Raw genomic sequence first — 19,430 nt, forward strand, 5'->3', positions numbered from 1 at the left:
TGGATTTGGAAATGGAGGGCTGGCTCATGCGGATTCTCTCTGAAAGAACACAGAGCCAGAAACCACATTCACCCTCGCGGGGAATTGATTGAAATCAAGCTAGCTGGATTTCCGTTGACGTGACACCGATGCGGATCAGGGAGTAGTATCAATTGCTTGCGCACGGCACGGCGCACACCGCGAATCACTGCCTCCGGGAGATCACGGAGCTTGAAATCGCCGGAATCAAGGCAGCTTCGTCAGTACTGCGCCGTCGCCTTGAGCGCCGCGATGACGTCCTCGCGGGCGATGATGCCGACCAGCTTCTGTGCGCCGTCGAGCACGATGATGCTCCTGATGCGATGTTCGACCATGATCTGGAGCACGCGCGTCAGCCGCGTGTCGAGGCTGACATAGATGAACTCGGGCGTCATGACGTCGCCGACCTTGCGGCTCATCAGCTCGTGATAGCGCGGCAGCATCTGGCTCGGCGTGAAGGCGAAGCACTTCAGGATGTCGAATTTGGTGACGATGCCCACGACCTGCCCGTCATCCTCAACGGGATAGGAGTTGAAATCGTGGCGCTCGAACATCTCGCTGAGTTCGAGCAGGTCGAGATCGCACTGAGCCGTCCGTACGTTGCGTGTCATGTAGCCGCCGACGGTCTGTTCAAGAAACTTGTACACGGCGCGTTCTCCTCGATTGGTCTGGGTTCGCCGGCCGTCAGTGCGACAGCAATACGCAGCGGGCCGATTGCGTCATCAGATGATGCGTGGCGCCGCCGAGGATCAGCTCGGGGAAGCGCGAATGACCATAGGCGCCAGCGACGATCAAGCCGGCGCCGATATTATAGGCGATCTTCTCCAATTGCGCGGCGGCGGTTTGGTTTCTCGCGGCTTCCAGGATGCGCGCGATCACAGCGAGGCCGTGGCGAGCGAGCCATGCGGCAACGTCCGTGACGCGCCCCATCGCGGCCGAGCCGTCGCCAGCGTCTTCCGGAAGCTCGACGATGGTTACGCCTTGCGCAGCCTCGGCAATGCATCGACAACCGCCCGCCGTGCCTCGGGCGCGTTCCTTCCAGACTATGAGCACGCTACGCAGATCGAGCCAGTTGACTCCGTCGGTTACCATCAGGAGCGGCCGGCCAGCCTGCATTACCAGATCCTTCGGGCTTGCAAGCGAAAAGGCATCGGAGAAAGCGGGCTATATCCGCCGCTGACGATGCCGGCGCACCGCACCTGCGCCAGGACAAACCGCCTGGGAAAATCCAGGCGCTGCGCCATTCCGAGTGTCCGCCGCGCGCCTTCGTCGCGGCGCGGAATTGCGCCTCCAGCTCGGCAAGGCGTTCCTGACGGAAGCCTGCTCCCGATCGATCAGCCCTAGGGCCTCGGCGCCATCTGCGAAATAGAGCGGCGGAGCGAACTGCGCCGCGGCAACGCCGACAGCTCGAACCGCTCGGCGAGTTCGCCCGCGACCTGAAGACGCGCCTCGTTGGGCCGATCGAGCGCCAGGCTGACCACCAGGGGTCGCATATGTCATCTAGCCGCGCCGACGCAAGGCAGGATGAGGTAGATCAATTTTCGGCGCCCAGTTGGGAGAAATCCGCCGATCAGACATCCGAACTTGCCTCCGGTCCGGCCTTGGGCGAAATTGCCGCCACGGGACCCCGCCGCGGGAGAATGGGAGCAATAGCTTGTCGCTGAGCCGCGTAACGCATCCGCCAGACGACGCTCGCGGCGAGCATTTCGGCGTCCGGATCGAAGGCTTTGGCGTCGGCACCTGGGATCTCGATCTCAGGACGCGCGAGCTGGAGTGGTCGGAAACCGCGAGAATGCTGCTCGGCATCGAACGGAATCAACCGGCGAGCTATGAACTCCTTCTCTCGCGCCTCGGTCCCGCGGACCGCGCGCGCCTGGAGAGCGCGATCGAGCATGTCGTCGACCACGGCGGCGGCTTCGACGTTTGCTTCAGAGTTGCCAATGCCTCAGGCCTGGGGCACTGGATTCGCGCCCGGGCAGGTCTCATCCGGGACGACGCCGGTGCCGCCCGCCATCTCAGCGGCATCTTTCTCGACGTCAACGAGGAGAAACAGGTCGAGGAGGCACTGCGCACCCGCGAGACTCACCTCCAGTCGATCCTCCAGACCATTCCCGATGCAATGATCGTCATCGACGGCCAGGGCATCATCCAGCTCTTCAGCACGGCGGCCGAGCGCCTGTTCGGCTGGCCCGAGCAGGAGGCCATCGGCCAGAACGTCAGCATCCTGATGCCTGAGCCCGACCGCACCCGCCACGACGGCTACATCGCGCGCTACCGCACCACCGGAGATCCGCATATCATCGGCATCGGGCGTATCGTGACAGGCAAGCGCCGCGACGGAACCATCTTTCCGATGCATCTGGCGATCGGCGAGATGCAGTCGGGCGCCGAGCCTTATTTCACCGGATTCATCCGCGACCTCACCGAGCATCAACAGACCCAGGCGCGGCTCCAGGAATTGCAGTCCGAGCTCGTCCATGTCTCGCGGCTGACCGCGATGGGCGAGATGGCCTCTGCGCTCGCCCACGAGCTCAACCAGCCGCTGGCGGCGATCAGCAATTATATGAAGGGCTCGCGACGGCTGCTCGCCGGCAGCAGCGATCCGAACACACGGAAGATCGAAAGCGCGCTGGACCGCGCCGCCGAACAGGCGTTGCGCGCCGGCCAGATCATCCGGCGCTTACGCGATTTCGTGTCTCGCGGCGAGTCCGAGAAGCGGGTCGAGAGCCTGTCCAAGCTGATCGAGGAAGCCGGCGCGCTTGGGCTTGCCGGCGCCCGCGAGCAGAACGTGCAGCTCCGCTTCAATCTCGATCCGGTCGCCGATCTCGTCCTCGCCGACCGGGTGCAGATCCAGCAAGTCCTGGTCAATCTGTTTCGCAATGCGCTGGAAGCGATGGCGCAGTCGCCGCGGCGCGAGCTCGTTATTGCCAACAGCCGCATCGCGGATGATGTGACCGAAGTGGAGGTGTCCGACAGCGGGTCCGGCTTCCAGGGCGATGTCATTTCAAACCTGTTTCAGACCTTCTTCACCACCAAGGAGACCGGCATGGGCGTGGGACTGTCCATCAGCCGCTCCATCATCGAGGCTCACGGCGGCCGCATGTGGGCCGAGAGCAACGCATCGGGTGGCGCAACATTCCGCTTCACCCTCCCGGCAGCCGACGAGAACTGATTCATGACAACTAAGGGACATGTCTACGTCATCGACGACGACGAGGCGATGCGGGACTCGCTGAACTTCCTGCTGGATTCCTGGGGCTTCGGCGTCACCCTATTCGACAATGCGCAAGGCTTCCTCGGCGCCCTGCCCGGCCTCGCCTTCGGCTGCGTAGTCTCGGACATCCGCATGCCGGGCGTTGACGGAATCGAGCTTCTCAAGTGCATGAAGGCGCAGCACAGTCCGTTCCCGATCGTGATCATGACCGGTCACGGCGACGTGCCGCTCGCAGTCGAAGCGATGAAGCTTGGTGCGGTCGACTTCCTGGAAAAGCCGTTCGAGGACGACCGCCTCGTCACCATGATCGAGGCCGCGATCCGCCGGGCCGAACCGGTCGCCAAGAACGAGGCTATCGCGCAGGATATGGCCGCCCGTGTGGCCTCGTTGAGCCCGCGCGAGCACCAGATCATGGAGGGGCTGATCGCAGGTCTCTCCAATAAGCTGATCGCCCGCGAATACGACATCAGCCCGCGCACGATCGAGGTCTACCGGGCCAATGTGATGACCAAGATGCAGGCCAACAGCCTCTCGGAACTGGTCCGGCTGGCGATGCGCGCCGGCATGCTGAAGGATTGAGGCAGGTCAAGGCACTTGTGCGGGCCTGTGGTAGCCACGCAGGCATGATCGAGATCGGCTCGCCCCATCAGCGGCCCCCAGGCGCATCGGCAAAGCCCATCGTCTACGTGGTCGACGACGACGCCGCTGTGCTGGGATCCCTGCGCTTCCTGCTGGAAACCGAGGGCTTTGCCGTGCGGACCTTCAGGAGCGCTCCGGCGCTGCTCAATGCGACGACCCCGCCCGGCGCGGACTGCTACGTGATCGACTACAAGATGCCTGACATCAATGGCATCGAGTTGGCCTGGCGGCTGCGCCAATCCGACGCCGACAGGCCCGTGATCCTGATCACCGGCTATCCCGACGGAAATATCTTGGTAAAGGCAGCGGCGGCAGGGATCAAGGACGTGATTTTGAAGCCGCTCCTCGATGAAAACCTGGCGAAATGCATCCGTCACGCCATCCAGGACGGGCGCGGCCACTGACCTACGGGATTCTCCGTAGGTAAACCTCCTTAAGATATCGCTCGAAATTTCCGGATCGCGCGATCCCGCCTACCAATGCACCATCACAACGGAGATGGCGCAGATGTTGACCCAGACGCTCAAGATCCAAGCGATTAAGACCCAAATCGGCGGTAAGATCGCTCCCGCGCGTTCTGTTTCCGAACAGTTCGGCCCGATCGCCGGACATGCCGGCCTCGTTGGCACCGAGTTCTCCTATCGCAAGGACGAGGAGATCTATGGCGAGGACGAGCCCGCCGAATATGTCTATCAGGTCGTCTCCGGCGCGGTGCGCAGCTACAAGCTGCTCTCCGACGGCCGCCGTCAGATCGGCGCGTTCCATCTTCCCGGTGACGTGTTCGGCCTCGAACCCGGCCAGACGCATCGCCTTGCGGCCGAAGCGATTATCGCCACCAGCGTACGCCTCGTGGAGCGAGCCAGCCTCGAAAGGTCCGCCAGCACCGACGTACAGGTCGCGCGCAAGCTCTGGGTCATGACGGCGGGCGAGCTGCGTCACGCCGAAGATCATATGTTGCTGCTGGGGCGCAAGACGGCGATGGAGCGTGTTGCAACCTTCCTGCTCGAAATGGATCGCCGCCTCGCCGTCGCCGGCATGATGGCACTGCCGATGTGTCGGCGCGATATCGGCGACTATCTCGGCCTCACGCTCGAGACCGTGTCGCGGGCGCTCTCGCAGCTTCACGCAAAGCGCATACTCGGCTTCTCCGGCGCCCGCCAGATCGTACTGCGCAACCGCCAGCGCCTGCACAATCTCGATGCCTGATCGCTTTCACCCGGCCGCGTTTCTCCTCCCCGACTTGGCCCGCCGAACGCCTTTCTTGCCGCAGTTGCCAAAACGTGTGCCAGCTGCTGCGGCGGAGTTGAAGCCCAAAACGACCAAACCGGTACGACCTCTCCCATCAGGTTATGGCCTAGCAGCCGGCCCGACCTTACCGTGCGCGCAGGCGAATGCGGCGCTGGATGTTGACGTCCCTCTAGATCATCCTGATTTTCGCGGTACTGGCCTGCTGGCAGCTCTCGCACCAGTGACGCTGGTCTGGATCTCAGTCCGGCTCCTTCAATGCCGAATCCTGAAGACAGCTTTGTCGAGCCCGCCGCAATCTCCCTATGAGGCCGACTGGACGAGAGATAGGACCGTCGGCTTGGACCGACTTTCGCCGCAAGACGTTGCGGGCGTCCGATCAAGGAGCCTTGGATCTGATCGCAGCCCTCCTGGACAAGGAGCGACATTTGGACCTTTATTTCGATCCCTTCAGCAAGCACCGGCACACCAAGACCCTGAGCGAGCCCGATGACAACGCGAACGATGGCCAACGATCGCTCGCGCTGGCCAACCGAGGCAACGAATGCCCGATAGATCTTGATCCGGTCGAGAGGGAAGGCCTCGATTTAGGATAACCAGGAATACCCGGTCCCGAAGTCGTCCAGCGCGATCAGGATGCCGAGGCTTTTGAGCGATTGCATCGTCTTCTTCGCGCGCAAGACATGCTCGATCAGCACGCCTTCGGTGATCTCGAGCTCGAGGCCGGCCAGCGACAGCCCGCTTTCGCCCAGCTCCTTGCGGACTTGCGCATCGAGGTTCTCCCTGCGGAATTGCGCGGCCAAGACGTTGACGGCGATCCTCAAGAGTCGGTTCCACGACGCGGCCTCACGGCAAGCCTCCATCAGCACCCGGTTGTCGATCTGGGCAATCGAACAACCTCAGAGCGCCGCTCACGCCGCTTAAGCGCGATCAGCCTACCGCCAAAAATGGCCTTGCCGGGGCCGTCGGATCGCGCATGTCGAGGGGATATCGCCTGACAGAACTGTCGGGTGGGACGCCAGGGCTGGCGCTTTACGCGCTTCTTGAAGCCAAGCGACCGGAGCGGAAAGCTCCGGCAGGCGGTCGCACATGGAAACAAAGCCATTACGGATCGGTCCGCCACTTGGGGCTTCGCGGAGAGAGCCGATCCAATCACCATCCCACCAAAGGTGAACGCGAGCGAGCGTTTCGCCCAGAACGAGGCGAGAGGGGCGCTCGGCGGAGCACAACCACGACACAGAAAGCGAGGGGCCGTCGGAGGTGGTACCAGCGGTGGCGCGATGAGTATCGCAACCGCCCGGCCAAGGTCTTCGGCGGGATAGCGACGCTGTGGCCCTGCCGGCAATCTTCAAAACACCCAGAAGCCCGTAACGCACCCCGGTGAACTTACCGAGAGAACTGGTCTCTACGAGGTCCTAACCGGTTCTGCACGATATGACCAGTGTTGAATGTCGCTCGCAACCGAGACTAACCTGGAATCTGCACCCGCAGTGCGGAATAACCGTGCACAAAATTGGATTGAACTCGCTCCGGTTCGCCGACCACCTTTACCCTCCAGAGATCGCTTCAGCATCTCCTGCCACAGGATTTTCAGCTGCAGCTCTGCAAGATGCCTACCCACGCAACGATGAACCCCAAAGCCAAAAGAGAGATGTTGCCGTACATTTTTCCGATCGATGATGAAGCTGTTGGGGCTAGCAATAACCTCATCGTCTCGGTTGCCAGAGATGTACCACATCACAACTTTATCGCCTCGCCTGATTTGCTTGTGCCCTATCGTGAAATCGTCCACAGCGGTCCGGCGCATATGCGCGATAGGCGTTTGGTATCGTATGATCTCGGATACCGCCCCGGGCACTAGCGAAGCATCATCGCGGAGTTTTCGCAGTTGGGACGGATTTTGACTCATGAACAAGACGCCACCGGTAATTGAGTCGCGCGTAGTATCGTTACCTCCAACAATCAGCAGAATGAGGTTGCCCAGGAATTCACATGGCTCCATGTTTCGGGTCGCCGGTGAATGCGCCATCATAGAGATTAGGTCAGCGCGCGGCGCGGATTTTGCCCGTTCGCTCCAAAGCCGAGTGAAATAGTCCAAGCACTCGGACAGCACCGCCTTTCGCTTTTCCCAGCTGTCGATCGGGGGCCCATTTGTGGACTCAAGGCGGCTACATCCGACCAGTAGGTCAGCAGCCGTCGATCTTGAAATGGAAAGTCGAACAGCGTGGCCAGCATTTGAGTCGTCAACTCGATCGAGACTCTATCGACCCAGTTGAAGGTATCATTGCGCGGCAAACTGTCCAAGATCTTCTGAACCCGCGAGCGAATCAAGCCTTCAAGCTTGGCCAGGTTCTCCGATGCCGCGATCGGACTGACAGTCTTACGCTGCTGAGCATGGACAGGAGGACTCATCTTAATAAAACTGGGAGTCCAATACTTCTGCGGCGGGTCCACAATTGTGACGCTTCGCTCTGACGTGAATATTGTGTGATTTGAATCCACGGCTACGATGTCGCGGTATTAATATGGACCGTACGGGCTGTCTTCGCAATAATGGACGGGATCTTCCCTTCGCAGCCGCTCGAAACAAGGCCAAACGGTATCATCTTCAAAGCGCTTGGGCTCGCTTACATCAAGGCGGCTCAGCGGGATGTCAGCCTCCTCGCAAGCGTCCTCTGCCGATAAGTCTGTCATGATTGTCTCGCGGACATTGGCGTGCAATTTTGAAAGCTCGGCTCATGCGCTATTTTGCGCTGGCATGGAAGCTCGGTCGAAAAACACAACGAGCTGGGCCCTACAGTAACAATGTGACGCATGTCCATGGCTGGGCTTCGCGAGAGCTCGCACCATCGTCAGAACTCTAAAATTATCTTACGGCCGAAGTTACTTGGGAACTTGGTTCGGCCCTGGTCGATGAAGAATAGTGAAAAGGCGAGCGAAGCTCCCCTATCAAGATTGGGGAGGCGCGCGAACTCGCTGTTGTGTCAGTCAACATCAGGACGCAAGCACTCGCCGCGATGGCACCCAGCGGCACGCCCGGTTCCCACTCGCAGATGGGTCCCTAATCACGGTAGGGACTAAAAAGAGAGCGCGGTGTGCCAAGGAGACTCGTTTTTCTTTCACTCGCGATGCGGGCTTTCGTAGAATGAATGAACAGGAGACCAAACCGGCCGTCGTGCGCGAGCCGAACGAAGAGTAAACTAACCTGACGTCACAACTGGCACTAAAGTATCTTCCATGCGCTGGAATAGAAGAGAATTGGCACAGCTGGAAAAGCTCTGGGCCGCGGGACAGAGTGCCGCGCAGATCGCGCGTCATCTCGAGTGCAGTCGCAACGCAGTTTGCGGCAGGCTAGCTCGGTTGGGCCTGACTCGAGGTCACAAGCCACCAACAGCAAAACCCAAGATTAGACCCGCCCCGAAGCGAGGGCCGACGATGATGGCGGCCGGTCGCGATTGCGTCGGAAAGAAGCTGTCGCAAACGGCGCTAGATAGCGAGCCTCAGGAAATGAGCAAGCGGCAGCTTTACGCGATGCTAGCTGAGGCAGTCAGGAATACCGCGTAGAACAACCAGGCGCGCCGCGATCTCCCGGGCTATGCGCCGTACTTGGTCCATCCGGACGATGTGCTTGTTGGTTTGCGCGCTTTGTGGCTATGGGACGAACAGTGGCGTCGAGTAGAATGTTCGCGGCGGAGGCTCGATCGTAGGTCAAGTCATCCAATCTCAAGAGGCTGGATGCACTGAATTAGAAGAAGAATGCGTTCTGGTTCTTGAGCCTCGTTTTCGCTATGCGTTTTCGGGGAAGCGCCCGACGTCCTGGTTTGCGCCGGTGTTTGGAAGTTTCTGCACACGCCGTGCCCGACGAAGTACACGAGCTCGGGTGAAGCCGCTTGACCGTGAGCCTGTCCCGATGGAACCTCCGAAACGTTCCGCCCCGGCGTCGGTGACAAGCTCAGCCTTGGAGCAACTTCACGGGCCGCCGAGCTCTCGAGATATTGTCTGTCGTCGGTCAAAAAATAGACTCCTGCAGTGCCCAGACATACGAAGACGACCACCACCCACCATAGGTGCCTTGACGATCTGTGCAAAATCGGTGGCAAGTCTGAAACGGCTGTTCAATTGCATCGATCACTTCTCGCTCGCCTACCCGGCTCATTACTTTTTCCATACCAACTCGAGAACACGCTCACGCCAACAGCCGTGGCGCCGCGCGACACCGACGATCCTCCCATTGGTGAAGTTCGACTACGTACCGGGATGTCCCCGATCCGGCGCAAGGATCCCTGGGTGGATGGGGAATACGCCAGCCAGAAGTCAACTACCAAACCTTGTCAGTTGATGAAGGTTGCGAGGGGACCTATCAATTTTGATCGATGAATCTCGCACGAGTCAGGTCGTGGAGCAGTTCGAGCTCTAGCAGCATCAACGGCCCTGGTGGATGTCTCGTTGGCGAACGTCGGAGATTAGCGAAGCGGAGTTGAATCTGGGGCCCCGTCGTGGCCGTGTTGATTCGAGTATCTTGCCTGCAGCAGTTGTTCTCTGTCTTCGAGAGGAACGGCTTGCTATCCCGCACCGTGTTTCGTCAGCACATCGGCCGTCACGCAAGCTTCCAATTGTCTAGCGACATTCCGGATTACTGTCGGCAAAAAGGAATGCAAAAGACTTCGCTTGCGACCACAAACTTCGTAAACATAGGATAACAATCGTTGCAAACCTCGCTCCTGGACAAGTATTGCGATGCTCGCCTTCCTTGGTACACCATCTATCCAACTGTAGCCCAGTTCTCCACGGTGGTCGGCGCCGAAGCCTCTGAGAAATGGCTGCAGCGCCTGCCGGTTAATGAGTCCGTGTCGCTCTATTTCCACGTTCCGTTCTGTCGATCGATTTGCTGGTATTGCGGCTTCGCTCGAAGCATCACTCGCCGGGATTCACCCATCCTAGTATATTTGGCGGTTCTTCGTAAGGAGATCGAGTTGGTCGCGGCGCAGGTGCCGCAACGGCTGCCTGTGAGCGACGTGCACTTCGGCGGTGGAACGCCGACCCTCATCGAGCCCGCGCAGTTCGGGGCACTGATGGAACTTCTGCGCCGCCGCTTTGCGGTTTCGAAAACGGCCGCCATCGCTGTTGAGATCGACCCGCGCACGTTCACGCACGCCACATCCGAAGCGTTAGCGGCTGCCGGCGTGAACCGCGCGAGCCTGGGCGTCCAGAGCTTCGATCCAATTGTTCAAAAGGCCATTAACCGCGTTCAGAGTGAGGCACAAACAGAGCGCGCTGTCGAAATGCTGCGGCAGCATGGAGTAATCCGCATCAACTTCGACCTCATCTACGGTCTGCCAAATCAGACGGTGCAGTCCTGCGTTCAGACCGCGACTACGGCGGTGGCCATGCGACCAGACCGGCTTGCGGTATTCGGCTACGCGCACGTTCCTTCCTTTAAGAAGAATCAGCGTCTGATCGACGAGGCAGCGCTGCCAGACAGCCCTGCCCGTGCAGAACAGGCCGCGGCGATGGCCAATACACTGATTGCTGCGGGCTACCGCCAAATCGGACTCGACCATTTCGCCTTGCCGGACGATGAGCTCACGCTGGCGCAGAAAGCCGGTCGCCTGCGGCGGAACTCACTAGGTTACTCGGCCGACACCCGCCATAAAGTCATCGGCTTCGGCCCGTCGGCCATCGCCCGCCTTGGCGACGGTTACGTCCAGAACGAAGTTGAAGCGGGTTCTTACAGCGACCACATCAATGCCGGCCGTCTGGCGACGTCAAAGGGCTACTGTCTCAGCCTCGAAGACCGCGTCCGGGCCGCAATCATCGAGCAGCTGATGTGCGATTTCGAGGTCGACGTGCCGGCAATTTGCATTGCTCATGGATTTGACCCGGTCCCGTTCCTCGGTTCACCCGAACGCTTGGCAATGCTCGCCGAGGATGGGATCGTGGAGGTGGAAAAGGGATTCATCCGCGTGAGGCAGGAGCATCGTTTTCTAACTCGCGCTGTGGCCGCCGCATTCGATGCTTATCTTGGCGCGCCGCTCTGTTAAGAGCGCTGATCGTATGAATGCATTCCCTTCCGTTACGCGCCCAGAAGCCCGGGTAACGATTTTCGCTCACCTGGTGCACTCACGTACAGCGCCAAATTCGTAAAGGACGCCGTGCGCAGCTGCGCGACGAAAGCCGACCCGGCCCTAGCCGCGAAGACAGCTAGGCGAGTTGCTGCCGGGAATTGGACGCCCCGACTGCAACGCAGTCCGCTCAAGCGGCGTCACCGACAAAGTTCATCACATCACCACCATTGCTCGTGTGGCCGCGGACCTCGACCAGGACGACGACTGGCTCCGGGACGTCGCCAACAAATTGGCGATCGAGGACGGCTTCATCTCGGTCTACCGTAAGCGGGGCTGCGAGGCCCATCAGATTGTTTGTGCGTAGACCTGTGAGCGCCGTTAGAAGAGTCATCTTCTGCAAGGGTGCTCACAATGGACGACCATTCGGACGACATAAGACGACCGTTGTCACCGCGTATCGAAGTGTACGCAGGCGCAGGTCGAAAGCGCTGGCCGGACGATTTGAAGGCACAGATTGCCGCAGAAAGCCTCGAGCCGGGGGCGATTGTCACGGATGTCGCGCGACGCCATGGGTGCCGGCCCCAGCAGGTGCACGACTGGCGGCGCCGGGCGCGTTTGGGCCAGTTGGTGCTGCCGGCTTCGGCGGACACGCTGTCGTTCGTGCCGGTGGTATCGGAATCGGCGCTACCGGCGGCCGCAGAGCACACCGTGTCGCCGGAAGCAGCCGTTGTGACGGTTGAGCTCCAGGGGGCACGAGTTGAGGTGCGAGGGACGCCTGGCCTTGCTGTGTTGAGTGATGTGTTCTTGGCGCTTCGACGGACACGTTCATGCTGATGCCGCCCGCGAGCCTCATGATTTACGTGGCGACGCAACCTGTGGACTTCAGAAAAGGTGCGGGGGGCTTGGCGCTGTTGGCGAAGGAGACGCTGGGCCATGACCCCATGAAGGGCGTAGCGGTGGTCTTCCGTGCGAAGCGCGCTGACCGTGTGAAGATTGTCGTCTGGGATGGCAGCGGCCTTGTGCTGTACTGGAAGCGGCTCGATGGCAGCGGCTTCAAATGGCCTCCCATCGTGGCCGGCGTGATGCGGATGAATGCCGCTCAGCTGTCCGCGCTTCTGGCCGGCATGGATTGGACGCGGATGCACGCGCCTCGAATACCGCAGCCGAAAGCGCTTGCGTAGGACATAAAATCTTCGCTGCATCGGCGCGCGAAGCATGGCAGACTCGGGCCAATGAGCGATTTGCCTGATGAACTGCCGAGCGATCCAGCCGAGTTGCGTGCCTTTGCCACGGCTCTGCTGGATCGCTGCGCCAGGCTCGAGCGATTGCTCAAGCTTGCAAAAGATGCGCAGTTCGGTCGGTCCTCTGAAAAGCTTGACGCTGATCAGCTTCAGCTTGTTCTGGAGGATATCGATCAGGCTGTCGCGGCTCTCGAAGCAGCCCAGGACCGCGGCAATCCCAAAACACGCGAGAAGAGAGCTGCCCAGCGCAGGGCCAATCGTGGCAAGCTGCCGGAGCATTTGCCGCGCATCATCGAGACCTTGATGCCCGCTGCCACCTGCTGCCCGTGCTGCGCAGGCGACCTTTTTGAGATCGGTCACGATGAGAGCCAGAGGCTGGACGTCGTACCGGCGCAGTATCGCGTCATCGTCACCCGCCGGCCCAAACTGGCCTGCCGCGCCTGTCACGGCGTCGTCCTCCAGCACGCTGCTCCCGAGCGATTGATCAGGGGAGGACTGCCGACCGAGCGGCTCGTCGCGCATGTGATCGATGCCAAGTATCATTGGCATTTGCCGCTTTACCGCCAGGCGCAGATGCTGGCGACGCACGGTATCGCCATCGACCGTTCCACGCTCGCCTTCTGGGTCGGCTACGCCGCCCAGGAATTGAAGCCCTTGTGGCATCGTCTGCGCCAGCTTCTGCTCGCCTCTTCGAAGCTCTGTGTCGATGAGACCCCCGCACCGGTGTTGGATCCGGGGCGCGGCAGGACCAAAACCGGCTACTTCTGGGCGCTGTCACGCGATGACAGGCCCTGGGCCGGACCTGACCCACCTGGCGTGGTTTACGCCTATGATGCACCGGGCCGTGGGGCCGTTCATGGCTTGCAGCTGCTTGAGGGCTTTCGCGGCATCATCCACTGCGACGGCTATCAGGCTTACAAGACCATGACCCGAGAGACGCGTGCGGACGCCTTGTCCGGGACGCTCGCCTTCTGCTGGTCGCATCTGAGGCGCCAGTTTGTGAAGATCGAGCGCGAGGCTGCCCCGGCGCCAGCTCCGGTTGCCCGCGAGGCTCTTGAGCGCATCGCCCAGCTTTATGCTGTCGAGAAAGCGCTCCGCGGCCGATCGGATGCCGAGCGCCGTGCTGGCAGGCAGGCGCATGCCCGACCTCTGGCTACAGCCTTGAAGCAGTGGTTTGAGGCCAAGCTTGATCACCTTGCACAGAAGAGCGACACGGCGAAGGCCCTGCGTTACGCGCTGCGTCATTGGGACGGTTTGACGCTCTATCTTGATGACGGGCGCATCGAGATGGACACGAATGCTGTCGAGCGTGCGATGCGGCCGATCAAGCTCAACGCCAAGAACTCCCTTTTTGCCGGTTGCGACGAGGGCGCCGAGAATTGGGCGGTTCTGGCTTCGTTAATCGAGACCTGTAAGCTCAATGGCGTCAGTGCCGAGCACTGGCTCGCTGATGTTCTCGCGAAGCTCGTCAATGGTTGGCCTGCGGCGCGACTGGACGAACTGCTCCCTTGGGCATCGATCTACACGATGCATGCACACGATCCGAGGCTGGCGGCATGAGCCTGAACACGACCGCGGTCCGGATCAAGGTGACCCTCAAGGACGTAAAACCGGAGGTGATGCGTCGCCTTGTCGTACCCGTCACCCTGCGCCTGGACCGGCTGCATTTGACGCTTCAGGAGGCGTTTGGCTGGACGAACAGTCACCTCTTCGAGTTCTTCGCTGGTGAGGCACATTGGGGGATTCCCGACCCCGACAATGATTACGGCCACCAGCCCATGGATGCCCGTAAAGCGCGGCTTTGCGATATCGTTCGAGAGACCGGCGCCAAGACGATCCACTATCTCTATGACTTCGGCGACAGCTGGGATCACGTGATCAAGCTCGAAAAGTGGTTCGACAACACCACGACGGAGGGCATGCCCTTCCTGCTCGAGGCCGCCGGTCGTTGTCCTCCGGAAGACGTCGGCGGTGCGCCAGGTTATGCCGAATACCTCGAAGCCATCGGCGACCCCACCCATCCAGAGCACGAACATATGCGCCGCTGGGGCCCGGAGCGGTTCGATCCCAACGTGATCGACCGGAAGGCGCTCGAAGCCGCCATCAACGCGTTGTCCGACACATGGAAACCGCGGCGACGCGCCACGCGAACAAAATAGACGCCAAGCGCCATTCAAAAGGGCCGCAGAGCTACGCTTACGGTCTACCGCGTCGGAGAAGATGAGATCTAGGCGTTCAGCGACTTCGGTATCGAAAACCTGATCGAGCTCGTCCGGATGTACGAGGATATTTCGACCTCCTCAAGCGCTGGCAGCCCGGGATACCGCAACAGCCTGCGGTCTACGCTGGATACGAACTCCCAGCAAAGAGGAGCGCTTCGTGGTGATGCACGACGGATTCTTATGATGTGCATGGTCGCCGCTCGACCAGGATCGCTACGGACCGCTGCGTGCAATCCAGAGCAGCAGCTGGTCGACGCGATGAGCTAGACCAAAGAGCACAAAAGGACCAGCGCCGGCGCGACACGGCGCCAACGATAATCGAGCACCACAGTTAGAACCGGATCCCGCGGGATCGAAACAAGTTTCCCGTAAGATCCACGCGCAACCGGAATCGAAGCGACCTTCCCGAATGGCACCCCTTGATGCTGCCATACCGGAGTTCGTCCCTGACGCCGGGACGGTCTCGCGCCGAGCGGCACGATACCTAAGATTCGCACAGCGAGGCCGACGTTCCGCGCCCGGTCAACCTACCAAACCTAGCAATTGATGGAGATGACGGACACATGCCAGTCAGTGCCGGTGAAACTCGCTCGGGCCACATCAAGGACGAAGTCGCGATGCGATATAGATCCGGTAAATCCAATCGCGCTCTCCATCTTCCCATGAGAGCCAATCAAGGCCTCGTGCTGGCCTCAGCGAGCTTTACGGGCATCAAACGATTTAGCCCCTTCTGCCCGCCTGTGCTTCATCCCATGGACCGGGCTGCGGGCGTTTCTAGGGTCCGGCGTGTTCTTATGCGAGCTCAGCTACTGGCGCGGCTCTTTGTTGAAGAACATCCTCGTGGCAGCGGATTTGCCGCGAGAATCCCTGGGCTCCCTGCGCTGGCCCCCAATCTCTTGCCAGCGAACGTCACATCGAGCAGGCCACTCTCCGTCTCGACACGGTGCAGCAGATGCTTGCACTCGATTAGCGATCGAGCGGCTGGGTTGCGCCGCGCTGGATACCACCACGTTGGCCAAGCTGCGCCAGCAGTGGTGATAGCACGGAAGGCTGAGCGGGTCTCGTTGGCATAGAGATGCGCCTGGCCTCAAGCGTCACCTAGATCGCCTTGAGCACAAGGATCGCGAACCGGTCTAGGGCCGTCAGGTAGAGGTGCACCTTATTCAAATCGACGGACGTGGAAATCACGATGCATTGTTGCGGTATAGCGCCAGTATCCATGCGGGCATACTCGGCTGGCGCAGTTGCTTTCATCTCTCGACCAAGTGCGAAGCCAAGAGGGCGTATTCTCCTTTCCCTGATAGCTAGTCTCGCCTGCAGTTCGGCGGAGGCAGAACCTCGTGATATCTCTGGCCCTAGAAGTCACAGCCCCGATGAGCTCGCCGAGGCAAGAAGCCAAACAATCTCGACTCCGGCCGTAACCTTCCGAAGCGGCCGGCCCAAAGGAGCAGCGCGCCTTTCTGGGAACTCGCTGCCAAAAGCAGCTACGTCTACCACAACGCGCGACAGTGCGGAGGTCACCGCCAAGAGCAGAAGTCAAAAGCAGATTGACCCATTCGCAAAATTCGAGAAGCTCCGCGAAAAAGGTGCGGCGTTCACTGGGCCTGGTCCTGCGGACACCATAGATCAGGATACAGCTTCTGTCAGATCCGAGCTTTCGGATCTCGGGATTGGATTCGCTGGCTGGACCCTAAACACGTTTGTCAACAATCAACTCGGTAATGCCGCCAGAAGCACCATCGCCAATCAACAATATGTCGGCCAGAATCCGACATTTAGTACGGTCAACTCTATGATCGTCACCTATGACCTCGCTCGGTTTGGGATTCCCGACGGTCAGATCGTCGTGGGAGCAGAGCATCAATATTGGACATGGAAGAGCGCCGGGCCAGACCGACTGGGAATCAGTGCGGTTTCCTACTATCAAACGTTCTTCGAAAGGAAGATCGAACTCAAAGTGGGTTACCTCAGGAACCAACATGAGTTTGCGGGTGCCGGAGAAAAAGTTTTTGGACCCTCGTCGAAGATGCTGTTCCAAGCAGGCATGAGCAACAATTGGGCGCCAACTCCGGCTCTTAATCTGAAGTACAATTTTGACGATCGCTTATATAGCAAGCTCTCAATCCAGCGCTCGCTCAGTCCAGCCGGTCAATATACGCATGTAAGCGAAAACCCCACTGGCTTGAGCTGGAGCACGCGCGACGCGGGCATTCTTTTACTTGATGAAGTTTGCTATAAGAACAAGCCTACTCCCGGGGTACCTGAGACTTGGCTGCGGGCTGGCGCGGGCTTTAACAACAGCAGCTACACGGACCTACAGCATCCGACGCAACCGACAGCCAAGGCGAACAGCGTCTACTATGTGGCTGCGGATAGGCAATTCTGGCAGTCTGCCGTCCATGGCTCGGCATCTCGCGGAATCTATGGCGGGTTCTCTGCGATGTACGCTCCGCCTGACCTAAATAGGGCTAGCCAGTACTACGAGCTTCGCCTGTATGCGAAGGGCCTGTTTGACAGCCGGCCCACTGATCAGATGAGTCTTGTTGTCAACAACACCGTCTGGAGCCATTTCGCGGTGGACGCTGCACTGGCGAAAGAGCAGCTGGCGCACCGGGACAGCACAGCAATTTCGGGACTGTATACGGCGCATCTGGCGCCCGGGCTATATACAACCGTAGGACTGACGTACATCAATCACCCGACAAGCATTACCTACACGCCGCAAACAGGACACGCCCTGAATATATTGGTATCTACGTCGGTATTCTTCTAGGCTCTCAGGACTGCGCGGACCGTCATGTAGTCGATATCCCCACTCGCCCTTTTCAACGGTGTGGGCCACCCATCACGGCGATTTTGGTATTCGCTGTGCTCCTGACGCGAAGCCGGGTCCGTAAATTGAGCCGTGATATCCAACGTAGCATGCTATTGGGAATGGTAGGTTAGAGCCTGCTGCTTCGGTCTACGAGCGATAGGCCGACATCGTACTTGCGCAAGAGCTATACCCTCCGGCCGCGGAATGATCTCCGATGCTCATTTGTTCAATTGAGTGCTGAGCTTGCGGCAGCGACATTGCTTTTGGATGATTGCTGGTGCAGTTCGGCAGACTCGCGTCCGAGCTCGTACTCTGCCATGACAAGCCGAAATCGTGCCCTCGGAGCTTAGTTCACGACGAAGAGGTGCGGTAAGCGGAACCGCGACACAGGTGCCAAAGCTACCCAACTACGGCAATCGCTATATCTGTCCGACGGTCGTGGCGCTGGCCGAAAGGCGATGCGCCAGGTCGGCGGAGATGTGCCCCCCTTCGGCGGCAAATCGACCGGACGCGGCCGGATGACTTGCGCCACTCGAACGCTGACTCATTTTCGTCGGTCGAGACGAGCTTTGGCATCTTACTCCAGCAAGGAGGTCGTTCCCGAGTCTGCGGCGCGTTATCCCTCCTACCCAATTGCGCGTGGCGTTCTGCTGGGTTCACTTCTCTTCTCAAACATCTATTCGCGCGAACATGCGATAAGAGCAGTGCATGATCGGTGAATTTGCCGAGCCTTGCTAGCCAATCTTCGTGGACGGGTGCTTCGTCGTCTTGAGGCGCGTTACACTGCATCGACCGTCGACGCTGACGGGCGCGTCACCATCGATTGTGGCACGATGAACGACGCGATGCTGGTCATCGTAATCGTTGACCGCATAATGCTGCGTTGCGCGGTTATCCCAGATCGCGACATCGCCTTCTTTCCAGCTCCAGCGTACGGTGTTTTCGGGTGCCGTGATATGAGACTGGAATAGATCAAACAGCTTCTGACCGTCGCGTTTTGGGATATCAATAAACCTTTGCACCAGATCGCCGAGCACCAGCGCGCGCTCGCTGGTCTCGGGATGTACACGGACCACCGGGTGCTCCGTCTCATAGATCGTTCTGGTAAAGACCTCATCAAAATGCTTCTGGTCGATTTCGCGAACACGGCAGGTCCCGGCGTAGTCGAAGGCGTTGCTGTGAACGGTCCAGAGTTCGTCGGCAAGCCGTTGGAGCGGCCGCGGCAGATCCAGATAGGCGGCCACAGCGTTCGACCAAATCGTATCGCCACCGGACGATGGGACCACAATGGCTCGCAGCACCGCAAGTCTAGGATACGCCGCGAGAAAGGTTCCATCGGCGTGCCATACATCAGCCCGGCTACCTCCGCGCGCGGAATCAAGCTCGATGATCGAGGTCGTTCCATTGATCGTACCGAGTGTCGGATGCGGCACCAGCCTTCCCAAACAAGCAGCAAAGCGCTCCTGCTCCGCGTCATCAAGATGCCCCTGATCACGGAAGAAGATCACCTTGTGTTCGAGCAGCAAGCTGTTGATCCCAGCGATGGCTTGGCTCGGTAAATCACCCGAGAGCGTGATATTTCTGATTTCAACACCGATGCGCGCTGCGCGCTTGACGACGTCGGTCAGTGGAATGACACTCTCGGTCGAAGCCGTTTGTTTCATTGCGAATTTTTCCGAGCTTTGCCGATTCTTCAAGCGGACAAGGGCGCGTGTGACTCGGTGTCGAAGGCGAGCCTCGCGCTACAGGTACTCTCGAGCAAGCACCATGCCAGTCGGAAAACGGAGCCGTGAACGTCCGTCAGGTACAGGATCGGATTTGAGTCGAACAGTTTGCCAGGAACTCGATGCCACCTCCCACCCTCTTGCCAACGCCACCCGGGTCGGCGGCGAAAGGCATAGGGCACATAATCGATACAAATGTACCGCTCGGCACCCGAAGAGAAAGGCCATGTCCTCGTGCAACGTCGGG

At 59.8% G+C, this 19,430-nt stretch carries 14 protein-coding genes and 3 pseudogenes; 12 read left to right on the forward strand and 5 right to left on the reverse strand.

Features of this window, described 5'->3' with window-relative positions; translation table 11 throughout:
* Positions 1-239 precede the first annotated feature (239 nt).
* On the reverse strand, positions 240-665 hold the full coding sequence (locus IVA79_RS22025; RefSeq protein ID WP_247556585.1) for a CBS domain-containing protein: 426 nt from the start codon (positions 663-665) through the stop codon (positions 240-242).
* A 37-nt stretch (positions 666-702) separates the two neighbouring features.
* Positions 703-1,518, reverse strand: a pseudogene (locus IVA79_RS22030) (universal stress protein).
* A gap of 154 nt (positions 1,519-1,672) precedes the next feature.
* Here IVA79_RS22030 and fixL point away from each other — a divergent pair.
* The 4 genes from fixL to IVA79_RS22050 all read left to right on the forward strand — a co-directional run bounded on the left by fixL (position 1,673) and on the right by IVA79_RS22050 (position 5,077).
* Positions 1,673-3,190 carry a sensor protein FixL gene (gene fixL / locus IVA79_RS22035; protein ID WP_247556588.1) on the forward strand — a complete coding sequence of 506 codons (1,518 nt, stop codon included), beginning with the start codon at positions 1,673-1,675 and terminating at the stop codon, positions 3,188-3,190.
* 3 nt (positions 3,191-3,193) lie between these two features.
* Positions 3,194-3,811 carry a response regulator FixJ gene (gene fixJ / locus IVA79_RS22040; RefSeq protein WP_247556591.1) on the forward strand — a complete coding sequence of 206 codons (618 nt, stop codon included), beginning with the start codon at positions 3,194-3,196 and terminating at the stop codon, positions 3,809-3,811.
* A gap of 44 nt (positions 3,812-3,855) precedes the next feature.
* Positions 3,856-4,275 carry a response regulator gene (locus IVA79_RS22045; RefSeq protein ID WP_247556594.1) on the forward strand — a complete coding sequence of 140 codons (420 nt, stop codon included), beginning with the start codon at positions 3,856-3,858 and terminating at the stop codon, positions 4,273-4,275.
* Positions 4,276-4,378: 103 nt separating this feature from the next.
* A complete protein-coding gene (locus IVA79_RS22050) occupies positions 4,379-5,077 on the forward strand; it encodes a helix-turn-helix domain-containing protein (RefSeq protein WP_247556598.1) in 699 nt (232 codons plus the stop codon).
* On the opposite strand, the pseudogene IVA79_RS22055 reads toward IVA79_RS22050, so the two are convergent.
* Together IVA79_RS22055 and IVA79_RS22060 are read right to left on the reverse strand one after the other, a co-directional pair.
* Positions 4,993-5,979 (reverse strand): annotated as a pseudogene (locus IVA79_RS22055) (EAL domain-containing protein). The gene IVA79_RS22050 and the pseudogene IVA79_RS22055 overlap by 85 nt on opposite strands.
* A gap of 604 nt (positions 5,980-6,583) precedes the next feature.
* Positions 6,584-7,810: pseudogene (locus IVA79_RS22060) on the reverse strand (cytochrome P450).
* A gap of 543 nt (positions 7,811-8,353) precedes the next feature.
* Between IVA79_RS22060 and IVA79_RS22065 the strand changes: the two are divergent.
* The 8 genes from IVA79_RS22065 (at position 8,354) to IVA79_RS37030 (ending at position 17,417) form a co-directional block, all read left to right on the forward strand.
* Positions 8,354-8,680, forward strand: coding sequence for a GcrA family cell cycle regulator (locus IVA79_RS22065; RefSeq protein ID WP_247556600.1), 327 nt, complete (start codon positions 8,354-8,356; stop codon positions 8,678-8,680).
* A 1,142-nt stretch (positions 8,681-9,822) separates the two neighbouring features.
* Complete coding sequence (gene hemN, locus IVA79_RS22070; protein ID WP_247556603.1) at positions 9,823-11,157, forward strand: oxygen-independent coproporphyrinogen III oxidase; 1,335 nt, start codon at positions 9,823-9,825, stop codon at positions 11,155-11,157.
* A gap of 169 nt (positions 11,158-11,326) precedes the next feature.
* Positions 11,327-11,545, forward strand: a complete 219-nt coding sequence (locus IVA79_RS22075; protein WP_247556604.1) for a hypothetical protein — start codon at positions 11,327-11,329, stop codon at positions 11,543-11,545.
* A 47-nt stretch (positions 11,546-11,592) separates the two neighbouring features.
* Positions 11,593-12,015, forward strand: coding sequence for a transposase (locus IVA79_RS22080; RefSeq protein WP_247556607.1), 423 nt, complete (start codon positions 11,593-11,595; stop codon positions 12,013-12,015).
* On the forward strand, positions 12,009-12,362 hold the full coding sequence (gene tnpB, locus IVA79_RS22085; RefSeq protein WP_247556608.1) for an IS66 family insertion sequence element accessory protein TnpB: 354 nt from the start codon (positions 12,009-12,011) through the stop codon (positions 12,360-12,362). Before IVA79_RS22080 ends, tnpB begins: the two co-directional genes overlap by 7 nt.
* A gap of 51 nt (positions 12,363-12,413) precedes the next feature.
* Positions 12,414-13,982, forward strand: a complete 1,569-nt coding sequence (locus IVA79_RS22090; protein ID WP_247556610.1) for an IS66 family transposase — start codon at positions 12,414-12,416, stop codon at positions 13,980-13,982.
* Positions 13,979-14,581, forward strand: coding sequence for a plasmid pRiA4b ORF-3 family protein (locus IVA79_RS22095; RefSeq protein ID WP_247556613.1), 603 nt, complete (start codon positions 13,979-13,981; stop codon positions 14,579-14,581). The genes IVA79_RS22090 and IVA79_RS22095 overlap by 4 nt, the downstream gene beginning before the upstream one ends.
* A 1,282-nt stretch (positions 14,582-15,863) precedes the next feature.
* A complete protein-coding gene (locus IVA79_RS37030) occupies positions 15,864-17,417 on the forward strand; it encodes a carbohydrate porin (RefSeq protein ID WP_346658201.1) in 1,554 nt (517 codons plus the stop codon).
* 776 nt (positions 17,418-18,193) lie between these two features.
* On the opposite strand, the gene IVA79_RS22105 is transcribed toward IVA79_RS37030, so the two are convergent.
* Positions 18,194-19,123 (reverse strand): TauD/TfdA family dioxygenase, encoded by a 930-nt coding sequence (locus IVA79_RS22105; protein ID WP_247556617.1) that lies wholly within the window; start codon positions 19,121-19,123, stop codon positions 18,194-18,196.
* Positions 19,124-19,430 lie beyond the last annotated feature (307 nt).

Origin of the sequence: Bradyrhizobium sp. 138, assembly GCF_023074075.1 — a bacterium.
In the GTDB taxonomy this organism is placed as follows: domain Bacteria; phylum Pseudomonadota; class Alphaproteobacteria; order Rhizobiales; family Xanthobacteraceae; genus Bradyrhizobium.